The following is a 17,898-nucleotide window of genomic DNA, read 5'->3' on the forward strand; positions in this document are numbered from 1 at the left end:
CCTGGACCGCGCCGGACTGAAAAAGGGCGAACCCGAGGGCGCCTCGGAGGCTCGCGTGTTTCGGCTCCGCGCCACGCGTTCAGGCATTGATCTGGTCACGGATCGGAAGGCGCCGGATGCGCTTGCCCGTTGCGGCGAAGATCGCGTTGGCAATGGCTGGCGCCACCGGCGGCAGTCCCGGCTCGCCCACTCCGCCAAGCGGCCGGTCGTAGTCGCCGCCGGGCAGGATGTGCACCCGGATCTCCCGCGGAGTCGTGGCGATGCGCGTCAGTTCATACACGTCGAAATTCTGCTGTTCCGCGCGGCCGTCCTTGAAGGAGATTTCGGCGGAGGTGGCGAGGCCGTGGCCCATCACCACCGCGCCCTCCATCTGGGCGCGAACGCGGTCCGGGTTCACCACCGGGCCGCAATCCACCGCGATATCCACCCTCGGTACCGAGAAGGCGCCACCCTCACCGACCTCCACCTCGACCGCGACGGCGACATAGCTGACGAAGCTGTAATGGCCAGCGATGCCCAGACCCCGGCCCCGCGGCATCGGCCGCCCCCAGCCGATGCCCGTCGCCGCCGTCTCGATCACCCGCCGCAGGCGGCCGGTGTCGATCGGGTAGAGCTTCGGGTCCTCGCCATGGTTCCAGGCATCGCCGAGATCCGTCGGATCAATCGTCCGGGCGGGTCCGATCAGCTCCAGCAGGTAGTCCTTCGGGTCCCGTCCCGCGGCATGCGCCAGCTCGGCCACGAAGGACTGAATGGCGAATGCATGCGGGATGTTGGACACGGAGCGGTACCACCCCACCCGGACATGGGCCGCTGCTTCCGGGTTCTCCATGCGGATGTTCGGAATGGCGAAGGGCGTGTTGATGAAGCCCATTCCGAGTTCGATCGGCATCTCGTGCTTCGGGTCGGGGGCGAAGAGCGCGGCAATGGTGGGTGCGGCGCTCCGGTGCAGCCACGCCACCGGCCTGCCATTGCCATCCAGCCCGGCCTCCAGCCGCTCCATCGAAACAGTGCTGTAATATCCGTGGCTCAGGTCATCCTCGCGCGTCCAGGTGAGCTTCACCGGTGCGCCGTCCATCGCCTGGCTGCACAGCCCGGCTTCGATCACGAAATCCGGCTTTGACTTCCGTCCGAAGCCGCCGCCCAACAGCGTGACATGCACCGTCACCGCTTCCTCCGGAAGGCCGAGCCGCTGCGCCAGGCGCGCACGGGTGACCTGCGGGGCCTGGGTGCAGGCCCAGGCCTCGCAACGCCCGCCCTGGATGCGGACCAGCGCGGCCGGCGGCTCCATCGGCGATTGCGCCAGGTGCGGGATGTAGTATTCCGCCTCCACCCGTTTCGCCGCACCGGCCATGGCACGGTCCAGGTCGCCTTCACTGCGCACCAGCTTGCCCGGCTGGCGTACCGCCGCCTGCAACTTCTGCCGGTAGGTGTCGGACGAATAGTCGGCGTTCGGCCCATCCTCCCAGGTGATCTTCAGCGCCTCCCGGCCGCGCATCGCGGCCCAGGTGTTGCGGGCGATCACAGCGATACCGCCGACGGGCTGAAACTCGGACGGAATGGAGGGCGGGTCGATCCGCACCACCCTCACCACGCCGGGAACTTTCAGCGCCTCCGCCTCATCGACGCTGGTCACCCTGCCACCATAGACCGGGGGGCGTGCGACCACCGCATAGTACATGCCGTCGATTCGCGCATCGATGCCGTAGATCGCCCGGCCCGTGGTGATGTCCTGGTTGTCCACCAGCCCGACATCTTCGCGGCCGATGTAGCGGAACTGCCCGGGATCCTTCAGCCGTACCGCATCGGGCTGCGGCACGGGCAGTTCGGACGCCGCCCGGGCCAACTCGCCATAGCCGAGGCTGCGGCCGCTGGGCCCGTGCGTCACGGCATGAGCCGTGGCACGCACTTCGGCGACAGGCACGCCCCAGCGTGCAGCGGCCGCCTGCTCCAGCATCACGCGCGCGCCGGCCCCGGCCCGGCGGAGCGGAACAAAGAAGTGGCGCAGGCTGCGGGAGCCATCCGTGTCCTGGTTCCCGTAGCGGGGCTCGTCTCCATCCGCCTGGACGACGCGCACCCGATCCCAGTCCGCCTCCAGCTCGTCGGCGATCACCATGGCGATGGAGGTGCGTACGCCCTGGCCCATTTCCTGGCGGTGGCAGGTGATGGTGACGGTGCCGTCCTCGGCGATGGCGATGAAAATCCTCGGATCGTCGCGCCAGCCATTCGGCATTCCCGCGGCGCCGAACTTCTTCTCGGCCTGCCCCTGTGCCGCGGAGCGACGCGGCAGCCCCAGAGCAAGCACCAGGGCACCCGCGCCAAGGCCGCCGACCAGGCCGCGGCGGCTGACATTGGCGAGGCCGCCGGCATCACGGCCGATCTCGCGGGAGATCATGGACGGCTTCCCTTGCTGACAACCTGCTTGATGGCGGCGCGGATGCGCGGATAGGTGCCGCACCGGCAAAGGTTGCCGTTCATCGCGTCGTCGATGTCCGCGTCGGAAGGACGCGGATTCTCCTGCAACAAAGCAGCCGCCCGCATGATCTGGCCTGTCTGGCAGTAGCCGCACTGCGCCACGTTCAGCTCACGCCAGGCAACTTGCAGTGGGTGATCTCCTGTGGGCGACAGGCCCTCGATCGTGGTGATCTGCCGGCCTTCGGCAACCGCAACCGGTGTCTGACAAGCCAGCGCCGGGGCACCGTCGATATGCACCGTGCAGGCGCCACATTGAGCGATGCCGCATCCGAATTTGGTGCCGGTCAGGCCAAGCTCGTCCCGCAGGTACCAGAGCAGCGGCATCTCCGTGTCGCCGTCGAAGCGGTGCTCGGTGCCGTTTAGGATGACTGTGGTTGCCATGCCTGTCTCCTCTTCGTCTGCAATGGACGCCTACGAGGAATGCAAAGTCAATCGGGATGTCGGCGTTGCAGCGAACAGATCGGGCAGCCGTCCTGCCGCGATCCCGCAGCGCTTTTCCCGACGCGGATGTTGATCCGGTCAAGGCCAAGCCCCGGCCGCGTGATCGGGTCCTGCCAGCTTCGAGAACCGAGGATCCACCGTCCGCAGCGCAGCTGCGGATCATGAATGGAAGCTGAATGGCCAGTTCAGCGAGAGTTCAGACCGCCTCGCTTAGAAACCGACCTGTCGCAGAAAACCCGCTCCGAAAAGGAACTGGCTCATGTCCATCAAGCTGACTCTCGGTTTCGCCTCGATCCTCAGCATCCTCGCCCTGTCTGCTCTGCCGGCCCAGGCACAGATCGAGGTGACGAACCGCGGCGAGAATTTCTCGGTCAGCCGCGATCCCGCCGATGACGGCAACATCGTCGGCGGCGGCACGGTGGTTGCCATCGGGCGCGGTGAGAATCTCAGCCTCAGCTATCAGGATCCTCAATTCGCGGAGCGCGGTCCAGGCATCCCGTACCAGGTCGGCGGCGGAAACGGCGATGTGGTCTACCTCCCCCCTGGCCTGTCGGCCCGCCAGCTTTCCATGCTCAACTGAGCAGAGGAAAGCATGAGCCTGGAGGAGCCCGTCCCGGCGGGCAGGGCTCCCCGGGGCCATTCAGCTTCAGTTCAGCTTCCATCTGGAACAATGAGGCCATGGATGCCCAACGCGCTCTCCAGATGATGCTGCCGGTTGTTCTTCTTGCTCTCCTGGGCAGGGCAGCGGCCGCGCCGGAGATGGATCAGGACGCCGCCCGAGAAGCCGTGCAGGCCGGCCGCATCCGGCCGCTGGCGGAGCTCATGGCATTGGTCGAGCGACGCTATGCCGGCCAGATCGTCAATACCCGCCTGCAGCAGCAGGAGGGCCGGTGGCTTTATCAATTCACCCTCATGCCCCGCTCCGGCCACCTCTACAAGCTGGAGGTTGACGCCGTTGACGGTTCCGTTGTCGGCTCCCACGGGCTCGTGCAGGAGCATCCATGATGCGCGTCCTGGTGGTTGAAGATCATTCGAACCTGTCTGCCCAGCTCTCGGCGGCGCTGACCCAGGCCCGTTTCGCGGTCGATCGGGCCGCCGATGGGGAGGAGGCGCTGTTCCTGGGGCAGACTGAAGCCTATGACGCCATTGTTCTCGATCTCGGCCTGCCGCAACTCGATGGCCTGTCCGTTCTCCGACAATGGCGGCGGGAGAACCTCATCGTTCCGGTCCTGATCCTCACCGCGCGGGACTCCTGGACCGAGAAGGTGACGGGCCTGAATGCCGGAGCCGATGACTATCTGGCCAAGCCCTTCGCCATGGATGAGCTTCTGGCGCGGCTGCATGCCTTGATCCGGCGGGCCGCCGGACGCGCACGATCCGACATCATCGTCGGCGCGCTGGCGCTGGATGCGGCCGCCGGCACGGTAAGCTGGCACGGCGCTCCCGTGCGGCTGACCGGCCTCGAATTCCGGACGCTGACCTACCTCGCGCAGCATGCCGGAAGGCTGATCAGCAAGACCGAGTTGACGGAACACCTGTATGCGCAGGATTTCGACCGCGACTCGAATACGGTGGAGGTCGTGATCGGCAGGATCCGCCGCAAGCTGGATGCGGAGTTCATCGAAACGGTGCGGGGCCAAGGCTACAAGATCAGCCATGGCTAGTCTTCCGCGCGTCTTCCGCTCCCTCACCGTTCGGCTCGCGGTTCTTTCCGCCGTCTGGGTGAGCGTCGGCCTCGGCGCCGCCGGCTGCATGGTGCAGGCTTTGATCACCGTTCAGCTTACCGAAAGCTTCGATGGTCGGGCGCATGCCTTGCTCAGCAAGGTCGCAGGCGCGGCCGGCTATGGTTCCGACCACCAGCCCGAGCTGAACAGTGATGTGCCGGTTCCGGAGTTCCAGCAGCCTTTCTCGGGCTATTACTGGCAGATGGAAACCTCCGCCGGCCGCGCGGTCTCGCGTTCCCTGTGGGATGGCCGCATCTCGCCTGCGGGCAGCGTCCGGGAGTTTGGCTCGCCGGCGATGCGCGATGGAATGGGCCCGCGGAATGAGCCGCTGCGCATCGCGGAGCGGGAGATCACTCCGGCCGGTGAGGAGGTTCCGATCCTGATCCGGGTCGGGCTCAGCCGGAAACCGCTCGATGAACAGATCGCGTCCTTCCGGATCCTGATCATCTCGTCCTTCGCCATCATCGGCGTCGGCCTGGTTGCCGGAGGCACCATCCAGCTGATCTGGGGGATGCGCCCCCTGCGACAGGCACGCCGCGAACTGGCGGGGTTGCGGGCCGGCCAGCAGGCCACCTTGTCGCATGCGACGGCGCCGTCCGAGATCGCTCCGCTGCTGAATGAGATCGACGCGCTCGTGAAGCAGAACCGGGACACGGTCGAGCGCGCGCGGTCGCATGTCGGCAACCTGGCGCATGCCATGAAGACCCCGCTGGCCGTGCAGCGCATGGCGCTTGAGCCGGGATCGGTCGACTATTCCCTGGCGCGCGAGCAGACCCGCGCCATGGAGATGCTGCTGCAGCATCATCTGTCACGGGCCCGCAGCGCCGCCCTGCTGGGCGCCGCCGCCGTCGACTCCTCGGCACTCCACGTGGCCCAGAATCTGGCGACGGCGCTGCGCCGGATCTTCGCCAACAAGGACCTGGAACTGGACGTCAAAGGAGACGCCACCCTCTGCGTCCGGGTGGAGCGCCAGGACCTCACGGAGATGCTCGGCAACGTGCTGGAGAACGCCTGCCAATGGGCGCGGCATCAGGTCACGCTGGAGGTGTCGCGCCGCGGCGGCCACATCCTGATCACCGTGACCGATGACGGCCCCGGCGTCGCGATCGAGGAGCACGATATGGTGCTCGCCCGTGGCATCCGGTTGGACGAGGCCAAGCCCGGCAGCGGGCTGGGTCTGGCGATTACCCGCGATCTTGTCGCCTTGTACGGCGGAGAGCTGTCATTGCGGGAGGCTGATCCCGGAGGATTGATGGTGCAGCTGAGCCTTCCGGCCGGAATGCCCGCCGCGCACTCGATCCACGATCGGTGAACCTCCCTCTCGCGCGGATCCTGCTGCGCGGCCCCGGCAGCGGGAGAGGCCACCATAACCGGCCTGTTCTGCCTCGTGCCGGCACAGATCCGGCGGATCGTGCCTTTCCTCCCCGCGCTTGGCCGAGAATGGTCCCAGCCGATTTCGTTGACCTGCAGGAAGAGCGCCTGGGAAAGGGCCTCGTAGAAGCGCTGGAATGGCGCGGGATCTGACAGTTCATGCTGGTTGAGCTGCCCGGAAGCACGGACAATGCTGCGTCGTGCTCCTCCTGACCTGACGGTCACGGTGAAGCGGACCAGTCCCGCCCCGAAGCGGGCCGCCGACACGGAATAACGATCCGGCAAGTCCGCCGTCTCACCGCTGCTGACGACATGGAACGGCATCCAGCCAGCATTGTCCGTTCCATAGAAGCATCGACATCGTTCGATCTTGCATGCTGGAGCCGTCCATTGACCGCTCATCGCATCCACATGGTCGGCCGTCTTCGCTCAGGATGCTCCCGCCATTGTCAGCGGCTGGCACAGATGCGACCTTGTTTTTATCGCTTGTGCAGCACGGCGCACGCAGATAGACCGGTTGGATAAGCTCGCGGCCGCACCGCGAAATCCGTCCCGATGCTCGAATGATTCCTGCATCGGGCAACAGCCAAGGTAGCGCACCGGTCCAATGTAGGTCCTAGGACCCACCGCAAAGGCCAGACCTTTGCTTCGAGACACTGAACCGCCCTCAGCGCGCGGTTCAGGCTGCGCGCCTATCTCCCAGATTTCAAAATCGCTCCTGTAGCTTGTGAGCTACCGGATCATCCTGCGCCTCCGCGGCGCCGCTCTGGAGCATTGTTGCCATGAATTTGGCCAATATCCGGGCCGAGTGGCTGGGTAATGTCCGTGGGGATCTCCTCGCGGGCATGGTCGTTGCCCTCGCGCTTATTCCGGAAGCCATCGCCTTCTCCATCATCGCGGGCGTCGATCCCAAGGTCGGCCTCTACGCCTCCTTTTGCATCGCCGTGGTAATTGCCTTCACCGGCGGCCGGCCGGCCATGATTTCCGCAGCCACCGGTGCCATGGCGCTGGTCATGATCACGCTGGTCCGCGATCATGGGCTGCAATACCTGCTGGCGGCCACCATCCTGACGGGCGTACTTCAGATCGCCGCAGGCCTGCTGCGGCTGGGCGACCTGATGCGCTTTGTTTCCCGGTCGGTGATGACGGGCTTCGTCAACGCCCTGGCCATCCTGATCTTCATGGCGCAGCTTCCCGAACTGATCGGCCATGGCTGGCAGACCTACGCCATGACGGCGCTGGGTCTGGCCATCATCTATCTGCTGCCGCGCCTGACCACGGCGGTGCCATCGCCGCTGATCGCCATCATCGTGCTGACGGCCATCGCCACCCTCAGCGGCATGCCGCTGCGCACCGTCGGCGATATGGGCGAACTTCCCACCGAACTGCCGATCTTCCTGCTGCCCGACATCCCGTTTGATGTTGAGACCCTGCGGATCATCTTCCCGACGGCCCTGACGCTGACGGTGGTGGGGCTGCTCGAATCACTGATGACGGCATCCATCATCGACGACTTCACCGATACGCCGAGCAACAAGAACCGGGAATGCTGGGGACAGGGGATCGCCAACATCGCTGCTGGCTTCTTCGGCGGCATGGCCGGATGCGCGATGATCGGCCAGTCCGTCATCAACGTGAAGTCAGGCGGCCGTGGGCGCTTGTCGACGCTGTTCGCCGGCGCCTTCCTGCTTTTCCTGATCCTCGTGCTCGGCCACTGGGTGCGGCAGATCCCAATGGCTGCGCTGGTGGCGGTGATGATCATGGTGTCGATCGGCACCTTCAACTGGCGTTCCATCGCCAACCTCCGTGTGCACCCGAAGAGTTCCAGCACGGTGATGCTGGCCACCGTGGTCGTCGTGGTGCTGACGCATGATCTGGCGCAGGGCGTCATCATCGGGGTGCTGCTCTCCGGTCTCTTCTTCGCCCGCAAGGTGGCGCAGATCGTCCGGGTCCGCTCCAAGCTTGCGGCGGACGGCAGGGCGCGCACCTACCATGTCCGCGGCAACATCTTCTTTGCCTCGGCCAGCGCCTTCGGGGATGCCTTCGATTTCCGCGAAGTGCTGGAGCGTGTCACCATCGACGTGTCCCAAGGCCATTTCTGGGACTTGACCGGCATCGCCGCGTTGGACCGGGTGGTGCTGAAGTTTCGCCGGGAGGGAACACATGTCGAGATCCTCGGCCTGAACGAGGAAAGCGTCTCGCTGGTGGATCGCCTGGCGGTGCATGACAAGCCGGATGCCCTGGAACACGTGTCGGCGCATTGAGGGAGGAAGCCATGAAGACGATACTCGCCTGCACCGATGGCTCGATCTACGCGCCGAGCATCTACGAACATGCCGCCTGGGTGGCGACCCGCCTGAACACGGCCGTGGAGGTCCTGCACATGCTGGATCGCTCTCCTGCTGCGGCCAGACGCTCGGATCTCAGCGGGGCTATCGGCTTCGATGCCTCTCAAGAACTTCTCCAGAACATGGTCGAGCTGGACGAAGCGCAGGGGCGGCTCGCGCAACAACGCTCCAGGGCCATTCTCGATGATGCCGCGCGGGTGCTGCGGGATGCTGGCGTCACCGACGTGATCCTGACGCAACGGCACGGCTCCCTGGTCGAGACGCTGCCGGAGTTCGCGGCGTCCGCCGAATGGGTGGTTGTTGGCAAGCGGGGGGAGGCGGCGGATTTTGCCAAGGGCCATCTCGGCAGCAATCTGGAGCGCGTGCTGCGCACCAGCCTATGCCCCGTCCTGGTCACCTCCCGCGTCTTCAAGCCGATCAGGCGCGCGGTCATCGCCCATGACGGGCGGGCCGCCTCGCGCAAGGCGGTCGATTATCTGGCGCGGCATCCGCTTCTCCATGGCATCGCCATCGATCTGCTCAACGTCGGTGCCGCCGGCGCGATCAACGAGGAAATGGCCGAGACGCGTTCCAAGCTGGAGCAGGCTGGCCTGAATGTTCGGCTGCAGATCCTGCCCGGTCGTCCTGAGGACGTCATCGCCGAGGTGGTTGCTGCGGCCGGAGCCGACCTGCTGGTCATGGGCGCCTATGGCCACGGCGCCTTGCGCAACATGATCCTGGGCAGCGTCACCTCCACCCTGCTGCGGGAGTGCCGCGTGCCGGTGCTGGTCTTCCGGTAGCCGGAAATTTCCTCGCTTCATCGTCGTGACTTCAAGGTCCTCACCACAGGAGCTGCGGATGCAGACACTAACGGTTTCCGGCTCGGCACCTCAGGGGCAGGCAAGCAGCAGGAAAGCCTATCTCGACAACCTGCGGGCCTTCCTGATGCTCCTGGGCGTGCCCTACCATGCGGCTCTTCCCTTCTCGGTGATCCAGGGCTGGATGGTCACCTCAGATGAGAAATCCATGCTGCTGAGCTGGGCGTCACAGTTCAGCCATACATTCCGCATGCCCGCCTTCTTTCTCCTCGCCGGCATCTTCGCCGCGATGTTGCTGCAGCGGGATGGCGCCCTGCCCTGGTGGCGCAGCCGCATGCTGCGCGTCGGCATCCCGATGCTGACGGCCGCCATCCTGCTCAACCCGATGCTGATGCTGGGCATCGCTCTTGAGCGGGGCAGCCCTGGTAATGTCGCTGCGGAGTTCTGGGCGCGGTTCTCCGTGCCAGGCGAGCCCTGGGTCGCGCATCTGTGGTTCCTGCTCGACCTGCTGATCTACTGCACGCTCCTGGCGCTGGCCTGGAACGTCATGGCCCAGCCGGCCGGCAAGCGGCTGATCGACCGGTTGTACCGTCTTGCCAACCACTCGATCCTCGGCGGCTGGGTCTTCCTGGCGATGGTCGGCACCCTGTCGCTGGGCGCGGTGATGGCGACGGTGGTGCTCGACATCAACAGTGCCGCCTACGGCATGCTGGTGCTGGCCCGCACCGCCAGCAACGCCCCGGCCTTTCTGTTCGGCGCCCTGCTGGCCTGCAACCTGGCATGGCTGGAACGCTTCACCCGCATCCACTGGCCGAGCTGGGTGACGGCGTTCATCCTGACGCTGCTGCTCTGTGCCGTGCAGTGGCGCGACGAGGACCTGTTCCGCGCCATCAAGTACTTCCTGGTGCCGGTGGTCGGCATTCTGATGTCGCATGTGCTGATGTCGGCCATGCGTCGCTGGCTCGACCGCGACACGCCGCTGACGCGCGGCGCGGTGGACAGCGCCTTCACCATCTACCTGTTCCACCAGGTGTTCATCGTGTTCGGCGCGCTGCTGATGCAAAACAGCGGCATTCCCGCCCTGGTGCAGTTCGTGCTGCTGGTGGCGAGCAGCCTGCTGCTGTCGATCGGCGTTCACCTGATTATCCGCCGGCACAAGCTGCTGCTGATGCTGTTCAACGGCGTGATGCGGCCGCCCAGATCCCGCGCCGCGTAACCCTGGAAGGCAATCCGAGATCAAACCGAGGCGCGGTCACGTTCCCGGTCCGATTCCTGCCTCCACCTTCAGGTTTGCCGAGGCAACGCTCCATTGCCTCCCAAGTGAGAGCGCTGCCTACGCGTTTTCATGCCGTGGGACCGGGGCAGCATGCCTGTTGCGGCTCCGGGCTTTGTTCCCCGGCACCGGATGGCCTTTGCCGGCGATCCAGCTGAGCGATGCCGTTCGAGCGCCGCCCGCCGCAGAGGGCCGGCAATGAGGTACTCGAACAGCCAGATGACCAGCAGGAGCGCCAGGACGATCATCAGCCAGACAAAGCCAGTCATTGATTCATGCTCACTGCTTCTTCGCTCAGCCGGACGTTCGGCGACGGAGATGGGGTGCAACAGGATCGTTCAGGCACCTCGTCGATCTGCGTCAGGGCGTCGCCGCCTGGAGCTGGAAAGCGGGTAGGATCGGCGGCAGGGCCTTGCCCAAAGCCCGAGTGTACTGGCGGGCTGCTGACCAGCGCAGGTGGATGGCGTCGAAGAAGGCGGACCGGCCGACGACGCCGGCCGCGTCGCCGTCCCAGAACTCCGAGGCGGGATTGACCGCCAGGGCCGCCTGCATGCGCTGGTTGAACTCGGCCAGCAGCGGCGCCGCGCCGGTGCCGTGCTTCCAGTCGGGATGCAAGGGGGTGGTGGCCACCAGGAGACGCCGGCCTTCCCCCTTCAGGCGCAGGTTCAGCGCCCTGACCGCGTCGAAGCAGGCGCCGTCGAGCTTGCGCACCAGGCCGTAGATCTGCGTGTCGCGCACATCGTCGGTCCGCAACGGGCCGCTGCCATAGGCATCGAACACGATCGGGTCGTTGATGCTGTCGCCGCGCCGCTTGGACGCGATGTTGGTGGCGTTGCGCAGCAGGGAGAACGGGTCGAAGTAGCGCAGGTAATACAACCAGGGCGAGGCGCGGCCGACCACGTAGCGGTCCACATCCTCGCTGTTGAACAACGGGACGCCCGCCTGTCCGCAGGTCTCGAAATCCTGCGGCGAGGTGATCAACAGAACGTCGCGCACGCTGGGCGTGCGGTCGAGGAACCATTGGGCGGCGAAGGTGCTCTGGCTCGCCGACAGCCCGCAGAAGCCGGCATTCAGCGGCTTCACCTGCGGCGCTTCCTCGACCAGCGCCGCGCCGTCGAAATGGCGCCAGGCGACGGAGGAGCCGATCACCAGCAGGTTCGGATCGCGGGCCGGATGCTGGCGGTGGAAGGCCAGCTTCTCATCCACGCAGATCGAGTTGGTGAAGGCCGGCGGCGGCAGGTTCCCCGTGGCGTCCAGCGTGAACAGCCCGGCATAGAACAGGCCCAGCGCGCCCAGCGCGCTGCCCAGCAGCGTCGCGATGTAGCGCGGCCGAACCACAGGGAACAGCGGCATTCCCGCCCTGGTGCAGTTCGTGCTGCTGGTGGCGAGCAGCCTGCTGCTGTCGATCGGCGTCCACCTGATCATCCGCCGGCACAAGCTGCTGCTGATGCTGTTCAACGGCGTGATGCCGCGCCGGCCACGCCGCAGCACCGCCGCCGCCGCGGCTTCCGCCGTGGTGTGACGCACCGTTCGCGGCGGGGCGGCATCTCCCGCCCCGCTGCGGCGTTCTCCGGTTCCGGGCCCGTCCCTATCCTATCCAGGAACCGCCATGCTGCGCGAAGCGACCACACGGGCCGAGGCCCCGCCCCGCCCCGCCTCTCCCAGATCCGCCGAGCCCGACGTGATTGCCGAGGCCAAGGCGGCCGGGCTGCGCTATGTTTCGGATGCCGAGCCCGGCATCACCCGCCGCCGCAGCGGCAAGGGCTGGTCCTATCGCGATCCTTCCGGCCGGCCGATCCGTGACAAGGCGGAGATCGAGCGGCTGAACAAGCTGGCGATCCCCCCCGCCTATCAGGAGGTCTGGATCTGTCCGCAGGCCAATGGCCACCTGCAGGCGACGGGGCGGGACGCGCGCGGCCGCAAGCAGTACCGCTACCACCCCGACTGGCGCAGCCACCGCGACGCCAACAAATACCACCATGTGATGCGCTTCGCCCGCGCCCTGCCGACACTGCGCGCCCGGGTGCGGGACGACATGGCCCAGCGCGGGCTGGGGCGGGACAAGGTGCTGGCCACGGTGGTCCACCTGCTGGACACCACGCTGATCCGAGTCGGCAACGATGATTACGCCCAGTCCAACCAGTCCTACGGCCTGACCACGCTGAAGGACGGCCATGTGGCGGTGAAGGGCCAGACGCTGCGCTTCAACTTCCGTGGCAAGAGCGGCAAGGAATGGCGGCTCTCGATCCAGGACCGCCGCGTCGCCAGAACGGTGCGCGCCTGCCAGGACCTGCCCGGCCAGGCCCTGTTCCAGTACCTCGACGAGGCCGGCGAGCGGCACAGCATCGATTCCTCGGATGTCAACGAGTACCTGCGCGAGGCCACCGGGGAGGACATCACCGCCAAGGATTTCCGCACCTGGGCCGGCACGGTGCTGGCCGCCCTCGCCTTGTCGGAGTTCGAGCGCTTCGATAGCGAGGCGGCCGCCAAGCGCAACCTGAAGGCGGCGATCGAGCACACCGCCGCGCGGCTCGGCAACACACCCACCATCTGCCGGCAATGCTACGTCCATCCCGAGGTTCTGGGCAGCTACCTCACCGGCGAGCTGGCGCTGCAGGTGAAGCGGGAGGTCGAGGCAGAGCTGCGCGAGGAGCTTCCGGTGCTGAAGCCCGAGGAAGCGGCGGTGCTGGCCTTTCTGCGCCGCCGGCTCAGCGCGGCGGCGAAAGCCTGAGGTCGAGCCGGCCGGCGGCCTGCAGCGCCAGCAGCAGGCCCGACACGTGCATGGATTGCGGCAGCAGCCCCTCGGGAAGACCGCGCAGCACCTTCTCCAGCGGCCACAGCTCGACGGAAATATCCTCGCCCGCCTCATGGGCGGTTTCGGCGGTGCGCTCGGCATCCAGGGCCAGCACGGTGTGGGTGCGGTTGCGGTGGGTGGCGGTGTTGGGATGCAGACTGGAGGTGATGCGCAGCGATGGCGCCACGAAGCCGGTTTCTTCCCGCAGTTCCCGCGCCGCGGCAACGGCGAGGTCGGCTTCCTGCGGGTCCACCGCGCCCGCCGGCAGTTCCAGCGTGCGGCGCTGGGCGCCGTGGCGGTATTGCCGCACCAGCACCAGCTCGTCGCGCGGCGTGATGGCGACCACGTTCACCCAGTCCGGGTAGGACAAGGTGTAGAACGGGTCGAGCACGTTGCCGCGCGCGTCGCGGCAGGCATCGGCGGTGACGTTGATCCAGCGGTCGCGCAGCGCGGTGCGGCTCGACAGCACCTCCCAGGGTGCGAAGCGGTCGGTCGGCGTGTCGTTCATGCGGTGCAACATGCGGCATCCACCGCCGCGGCGTCCATCGCCGCCGCATGACATTCCAGGGCCGGCGCCGTCCGCGGGCCTTACCAGCCGCGCCGCCAGGGCCTAAACCCGATCGCCCACCGCAGGAGGATGCCGCCATGCCCGCCACCCTGACCGAGGCCGCAGGGTCGACCGAAACGGTTCGCCTGACCGAAGCCCAGGCCAGCCGCTTCGCGGGAATCGCACTGGGTCATGTGGAGCGCGAATATCCGAACAAGCTGACGCACGGCCTGGCCGGTCCCGAGGATGCGCGCGGCCCGGCGGCGCTGCACCCGGTGTTCTTCGGCAGCCTCGACTGGCATTCCTGCGTGCATGGCTACTGGATGCTGGCGCACCTGCTGCGCCGCTTCCCCGGGATTCCGGAAGCGGCGGCGATCCGGGCCCTGTTCGACCGCCGCCTGACCGCCGACGCCATCGGGGGCGAATGCGCTTATTTCGACCAGCCCACGGCGCGCGGCTTCGAGCGTCCCTATGGCTGGGGCTGGCTGCTGAAGCTGGCGGCCGAACTGGCGGCCCATCCCGGAACAGCCTGGGCCGGAACCCTGCAGCCCCTGACCCTGACCGTGGCCGACCGTTTCCGCGCCTTTCTGCCGAAGGCGACCTATCCGATCCGCGTCGGCATCCATTTCAACACCGCCTTCGCCCTGCGCCTGGCGGCCGATTACGCGGATGACAGCGCGGACGAGACCCTGCGGCACCTGCTGCAGGCCACGGCGCTGCGCTGGTACAGGGAGGACCAGGACTGCCCCGCCTGGGGCGAGCCGGGCGGCGATGACTTCCTGTCCGGCACGCTGATCGAGGCGGAGTGCATGCGCCGCCTGCTGCCGCCGGAACAATTCGTGCCCTGGTTCGAGCGTTTCCTGCCGCGCCTCGCCACCGCGCAGCCGACCACCCTGTTCCGCCCGGTCACGGTGAGCGACCGGAGCGACGGCAAGATCGCGCATCTGGACGGATTGAATCTGAGCCGCGCCTGGTGCTGGCGCGCCCTGGCCCGCAGCCTGCCGGCGGATGATCCGCGCCGCGGCCTGATGCGGCGCGTCGCCGCGCTGCACCTGGAGGCGAGCCTGGATCAGGTCGCCGGCGACTACATGGGCGAGCACTGGCTGGCCAGCTTCGCGGTGCTGGCGCTGGAAGCCTGAGGCGGCGCCCATCGTCGCGCCCGGCGGGAAAGGCCGGAAAAGTCCGAAAGGACGGCGGCGGGCAACTCCGGTGGCCCGCCGCCGGCAGTTCATTCCGCCGCCTGGGCGTATTCCTCCAGCGGCGCGCAGGTGCAGACCAGGTTCCGGTCGCCATACACGTTGTCCACGCGCTTCACCGGCGGCCAGTATTTGTGGGCCGCGACGAAGGGCAGCGGGTAGGCGGCCTCCTGCCGGCTGTAGGGATGCGCCCACTCCGTCGCCGCGATCTCGGTGGCGGTGTGCGGCGCGTTCTTCAGCGGGTTGTCGGCCTTGTCCATGCGGCCCTGCTCCACCGCGCGGATCTCGGCGCGGATGGCGATCATGGCGTCGCAGAACCGGTCCAGCTCCGCCTTGGGTTCGCTCTCGGTGGGCTCCACCATCAGCGTGCCGGCGACGGGCCAGGACATGGTGGGCGCGTGGAAGCCGTAATCCTGCAGACGCTTGGCGATGTCCTCGACCAGCACGCCGCCGCCCTGCTGGAAGCCGCGGCAGTCCAGGATGCACTCATGCGCCACCATGCCGCGCGCGCCCTTGTACAGCACCGGGAAGTGCCCATCGAGGCGGGCCGCCATGTAGTTGGCGTTGAGGATGGCGATCTGCGTGGCACGCCGCAGCGCCTCGCCGCCCATCATGCGGATGTAGGCGTAGGAGATCGGCAGGATCGAGGCGCTGCCGAAGGGCGCCGCCGAGACCGGGCCGTAACCTGTGGCCGGCCCCGCTTCCTTCAGCAGCGGATGGTTCGGCAGATGCGGCACCAGATGCGCCGCGACCCCGATCGGGCCGACCCCGGGCCCGCCGCCGCCATGCGGGATGCAAAAGGTCTTGTGCAGGTTGAGGTGGCAGACATCGGCGCCGATCCGGCCGGGGGCGGTGAGGCCCACCTGCGCGTTCATGTTGGCGCCGTCCATGTAAACCTGCCCGCCGGCCTGATGCACCGCGTCGCAGATGCGGATGATCTCTTCCTCGAACACGCCATGCGTCGAGGGATAGGTGATCATCAGCGCCGACAGCTTCTCGGCATGCTGCGCGACCTTGGCGTCCAGATCCGCGAGGTCCACGTTGCCGTCGCGGTCGCAGCCGACCACCACGACCCGCATCCCGGCCATCACCGCCGAGGCGGGGTTGGTGCCGTGCGCCGAGGACGGGATCAGGCAGATGTCGCGCTGATCCTGGCCCTGCGCGCGGTGATAGGCGCGGATGGCCAGCAGCCCGGCATATTCGCCCTGGCTGCCGGCATTGGGCTGCAGCGACACGCCGGCGAAGCCGGTGATGGCGGCGAGCCATGTTTCCAGCCGGCGGATCAGCGCGATGTAGCCGCTGGCCTGGTCGGCCGGCGCGAAGGGATGGATCTCGCCGAAGCCCGGAAAGGTGACCGGGATCATCTCGGCCGTGGCGTTCAGCTTCATGGTGCAGGACCCGAGCGGGATCATGCTGCGGTTCAGCGCCACGTCCTTGTCCTCAAGCGATTTGAGGTAGCGGAGCATGCTGTGCTCGGCATGGTGCGTGTTGAACACCGCGGCGGTCAGGATGGCGGAGCGCCGGGCCAGCGCGTCGGGGATGCCGCCGCGCGGCGCCAGCTCCTCCAGCGTGGCCTTGCCCCCGCCCACGGCGGCGAACAACGCCACCAGGGTTTCCAACTCGCGCCGCGACACCGTCTCGTCCAGCGCGATGCCGATGCCGGTGGCGTCGATGCGGCGCAGGTTGAAGCCGTCGGCGAGGGCACCCTGCATCAGCGCATCGGCCTTGTCGCCGGCCTCGATGGCGATGGTGTCGAAGAAGCCGTCATGGCGCAGGCCGAAGCCGGCCCGCACGGCTGCGTCGGCCAGCAGCCGGGCCTGCAGGGCGACGCGCCTGGCAATGCGGGCCAGCCCCTCCGGCCCGTGCCACACCGCGTACATGCCGGCCATCACCGCCAGCAGCACCTGCGCGGTGCAGATGTTGGAGGTCGCCTTCTCGCGGCGGATATGCTGCTCGCGCGTCTGCAGCGCCAGGCGCATGGCCGGCCGGCCGGCGGCATCCACCGAGACGCCGACGAGACGCCCCGGCATCAGGCGCTTATAGGCATCCTTGACCGCCATGAAGGCGGCGTGCGGGCCGCCATAGCCCATCGGCACGCCGAAGCGTTGGGAGGAGCCGATCACCACGTCGGCGCCCATCTCGCCCGGCGGCGTCAGCAGCACCAGGGACAGCGGGTCGGCGGCGACGATGGCGAGGCCGCCCACCCCCTGCACGGCGGCGATCTCGGGCGCGATGTCGCGCACCGCGCCGCTGGTGCCGGGATATTGCAGCACCAGGGCGAAGGGCTTCCGCGCGGCGCAGGCCGCCGGGATCCCGGCGGGCTCGACCACCGCGACTTCCAGCTTCAGCGGCTCCGCCCGGGTGCGGATCACCGCCAGCGTCTGCGGGTGTATGTCGGACGCCACCAGCAGGGTGTGCGACTTCGCCCTGGTGGCGGCGAGCGCCAGGGCCATCGCCTCGGCCGCGGCGGTGGCCTCGTCGAGCAGCGAGGCGTTGGCCACCGGCAGGCCGGTGAGATCCGTCACCATGGTCTGGAAATTGACCAGCGCCTCCAGCCGCCCCTGGGCGATCTCTGCCTGGTACGGGGTGTAGGCGGTGTACCAGCCGGGGTTCTCCAGCACGTTGCGCAGAATCACCGGCGGCACATGGGTGCCGTGATAGCCCATGCCGATCAGCGAGCGGATGCGGGTATTCAGCTCGGACAGCGTCCGCAGCTCGGCGATCGCCTCCGCCTCGTTCACCGGGGCCGGCAGCGCCGAGAAATCCTGGCCGCGAATGGCGGCGGGCACGGTGCGCTCGGCCAGGGCGTCCAGGCTGTCCACGCCCACCACCTTCAGCATCGCCGCCACCTCGGCCTCGGAGGGGCCGATATGGCGTGCGGCGAAGGCGGCGTGGTCCTCCAGCCCGTTCAGCTCGTCGAGGGCGGCGCTCACGG

General features: G+C 67.6%; 15 protein-coding genes. 10 read left to right on the top strand and 5 right to left on the bottom strand.

All coding sequences use genetic code 11. From position 1 onward, the window contains the following. Positions 1-79: 79 nt before the first annotated feature. Both D2K64_RS02765 and D2K64_RS02770 read right to left on the bottom strand, forming a co-directional pair. The gene (locus tag D2K64_RS02765; RefSeq protein WP_120006393.1) at positions 80-2,392 is read right to left on the bottom strand and encodes a xanthine dehydrogenase family protein molybdopterin-binding subunit; all 2,313 of its coding nucleotides are present in this window, start codon (positions 2,390-2,392) and stop codon (positions 80-82) included. Then, positions 2,389-2,853, bottom strand: coding sequence for a (2Fe-2S)-binding protein (locus tag D2K64_RS02770; protein ID WP_120006395.1), 465 nt, complete (start codon positions 2,851-2,853; stop codon positions 2,389-2,391). The genes D2K64_RS02765 and D2K64_RS02770 overlap by 4 nt, the downstream gene beginning before the upstream one ends. Positions 2,854-3,172: 319 nt before the next feature. Between D2K64_RS02770 and D2K64_RS02775 the strand changes: the two genes are divergently transcribed. From D2K64_RS02775 to D2K64_RS02805, 7 genes are all read left to right on the top strand, one after another. Next, complete coding sequence (locus D2K64_RS02775; RefSeq protein ID WP_120006397.1) at positions 3,173-3,493, top strand: hypothetical protein; 321 nt, start codon at positions 3,173-3,175, stop codon at positions 3,491-3,493. Positions 3,494-3,591: 98 nt separating this feature from the next. Next, complete coding sequence (locus D2K64_RS02780; protein ID WP_120006399.1) at positions 3,592-3,918, top strand: PepSY domain-containing protein; 327 nt, start codon at positions 3,592-3,594, stop codon at positions 3,916-3,918. Continuing rightward, positions 3,915-4,577: a response regulator transcription factor gene (locus tag D2K64_RS02785; RefSeq protein WP_456316360.1), complete on the top strand. Its 663-nt coding sequence runs from the start codon at positions 3,915-3,917 to the stop codon at positions 4,575-4,577. The genes D2K64_RS02780 and D2K64_RS02785 overlap by 4 nt, the downstream gene beginning before the upstream one ends. After that, positions 4,570-5,949: a sensor histidine kinase gene (locus D2K64_RS02790; RefSeq protein ID WP_157985690.1), complete on the top strand. Its 1,380-nt coding sequence runs from the start codon at positions 4,570-4,572 to the stop codon at positions 5,947-5,949. Before D2K64_RS02785 ends, D2K64_RS02790 begins: the two co-directional genes overlap by 8 nt. Before the next feature lie 841 nt (positions 5,950-6,790). Continuing rightward, positions 6,791-8,272, top strand: a complete 1,482-nt coding sequence (locus D2K64_RS02795) for a SulP family inorganic anion transporter (protein WP_120006405.1) — start codon at positions 6,791-6,793, stop codon at positions 8,270-8,272. A gap of 11 nt (positions 8,273-8,283) precedes the next feature. After that, the gene (locus D2K64_RS02800) at positions 8,284-9,135 is read left to right on the top strand and encodes a universal stress protein (RefSeq protein ID WP_120006407.1); all 852 of its coding nucleotides are present in this window, start codon (positions 8,284-8,286) and stop codon (positions 9,133-9,135) included. 58 nt (positions 9,136-9,193) lie between these two features. After that, on the top strand, positions 9,194-10,369 hold the full coding sequence (locus D2K64_RS02805) for an acyltransferase family protein (protein ID WP_120006409.1): 1,176 nt from the start codon (positions 9,194-9,196) through the stop codon (positions 10,367-10,369). Positions 10,370-10,786: 417 nt separating this feature from the next. Here D2K64_RS02805 and D2K64_RS02810 read toward each other — a convergent pair whose 3' ends face one another. Then, entirely contained in the window at positions 10,787-11,779 is a 993-nt protein-coding gene (locus tag D2K64_RS02810; RefSeq protein ID WP_120006411.1) for a hypothetical protein, read from the bottom strand. A gap of 10 nt (positions 11,780-11,789) precedes the next feature. On the opposite strand from D2K64_RS02810, the gene D2K64_RS24170 reads away from it, so the two are divergent. Both D2K64_RS24170 and D2K64_RS02815 read left to right on the top strand, forming a co-directional pair. Then, complete coding sequence (locus D2K64_RS24170) at positions 11,790-11,948, top strand: hypothetical protein (RefSeq protein WP_157985691.1); 159 nt, start codon at positions 11,790-11,792, stop codon at positions 11,946-11,948. 87 nt (positions 11,949-12,035) lie between these two features. Further along, a complete protein-coding gene (locus tag D2K64_RS02815; protein WP_120006413.1) occupies positions 12,036-13,157 on the top strand; it encodes a DNA topoisomerase IB in 1,122 nt (373 codons plus the stop codon). Here D2K64_RS02815 and D2K64_RS02820 read toward each other — a convergent pair. Further along, positions 13,135-13,740 (bottom strand): NUDIX hydrolase, encoded by a 606-nt coding sequence (locus D2K64_RS02820; RefSeq protein WP_238383966.1) that lies wholly within the window; start codon positions 13,738-13,740, stop codon positions 13,135-13,137. The two genes, D2K64_RS02815 and D2K64_RS02820, sit on opposite strands and share 23 nt — an antisense overlap. 125 nt (positions 13,741-13,865) lie before the next feature. Here D2K64_RS02820 and D2K64_RS02825 point away from each other — a divergent pair, with 125 nt between their 5' ends. Continuing rightward, positions 13,866-14,906 (top strand): DUF2891 domain-containing protein, encoded by a 1,041-nt coding sequence (locus D2K64_RS02825; protein WP_120006415.1) that lies wholly within the window; start codon positions 13,866-13,868, stop codon positions 14,904-14,906. A gap of 89 nt (positions 14,907-14,995) precedes the next feature. Here D2K64_RS02825 and gcvP read toward each other — a convergent pair whose 3' ends face one another. Further along, a complete protein-coding gene (gene gcvP / locus D2K64_RS02830) occupies positions 14,996-17,896 on the bottom strand; it encodes an aminomethyl-transferring glycine dehydrogenase (RefSeq protein WP_120006803.1) in 2,901 nt (966 codons plus the stop codon). Positions 17,897-17,898: the final 2 nt, after the last annotated feature.

Source organism: Teichococcus vastitatis (assembly GCF_003604215.1).
In the GTDB taxonomy this organism is placed as follows: Bacteria; Pseudomonadota; Alphaproteobacteria; order Acetobacterales; family Acetobacteraceae; genus Pseudoroseomonas; species Pseudoroseomonas vastitatis.

Coding starts and splice junctions, on each gene's coding strand:
- D2K64_RS02810 (WP_120006411.1), bottom strand. CDS start 11,779: ATGCCGCTGTTCCCTGTGGTTCGGCCGCGCTACATCGCGACGCTGCTG.
- D2K64_RS02780 (WP_120006399.1), top strand. CDS start 3,592: ATGGATGCCCAACGCGCTCTCCAGATGATGCTGCCGGTTGTTCTTCTT.
- D2K64_RS02790 (WP_157985690.1), top strand. CDS start 4,570: ATGGCTAGTCTTCCGCGCGTCTTCCGCTCCCTCACCGTTCGGCTCGCG.
- D2K64_RS02785 (WP_456316360.1), top strand. CDS start 3,915: ATGATGCGCGTCCTGGTGGTTGAAGATCATTCGAACCTGTCTGCCCAG.
- D2K64_RS02775 (WP_120006397.1), top strand. CDS start 3,173: ATGTCCATCAAGCTGACTCTCGGTTTCGCCTCGATCCTCAGCATCCTC.
- D2K64_RS02765 (WP_120006393.1), bottom strand. CDS start 2,392: ATGATCTCCCGCGAGATCGGCCGTGATGCCGGCGGCCTCGCCAATGTC.
- D2K64_RS02770 (WP_120006395.1), bottom strand. CDS start 2,853: ATGGCAACCACAGTCATCCTAAACGGCACCGAGCACCGCTTCGACGGC.
- D2K64_RS02800 (WP_120006407.1), top strand. CDS start 8,284: ATGAAGACGATACTCGCCTGCACCGATGGCTCGATCTACGCGCCGAGC.
- D2K64_RS02820 (WP_238383966.1), bottom strand. CDS start 13,740: ATGTTGCACCGCATGAACGACACGCCGACCGACCGCTTCGCACCCTGG.
- D2K64_RS02815 (WP_120006413.1), top strand. CDS start 12,036: ATGCTGCGCGAAGCGACCACACGGGCCGAGGCCCCGCCCCGCCCCGCC.
- D2K64_RS02795 (WP_120006405.1), top strand. CDS start 6,791: ATGAATTTGGCCAATATCCGGGCCGAGTGGCTGGGTAATGTCCGTGGG.
- D2K64_RS02805 (WP_120006409.1), top strand. CDS start 9,194: ATGCAGACACTAACGGTTTCCGGCTCGGCACCTCAGGGGCAGGCAAGC.
- D2K64_RS02825 (WP_120006415.1), top strand. CDS start 13,866: ATGCCCGCCACCCTGACCGAGGCCGCAGGGTCGACCGAAACGGTTCGC.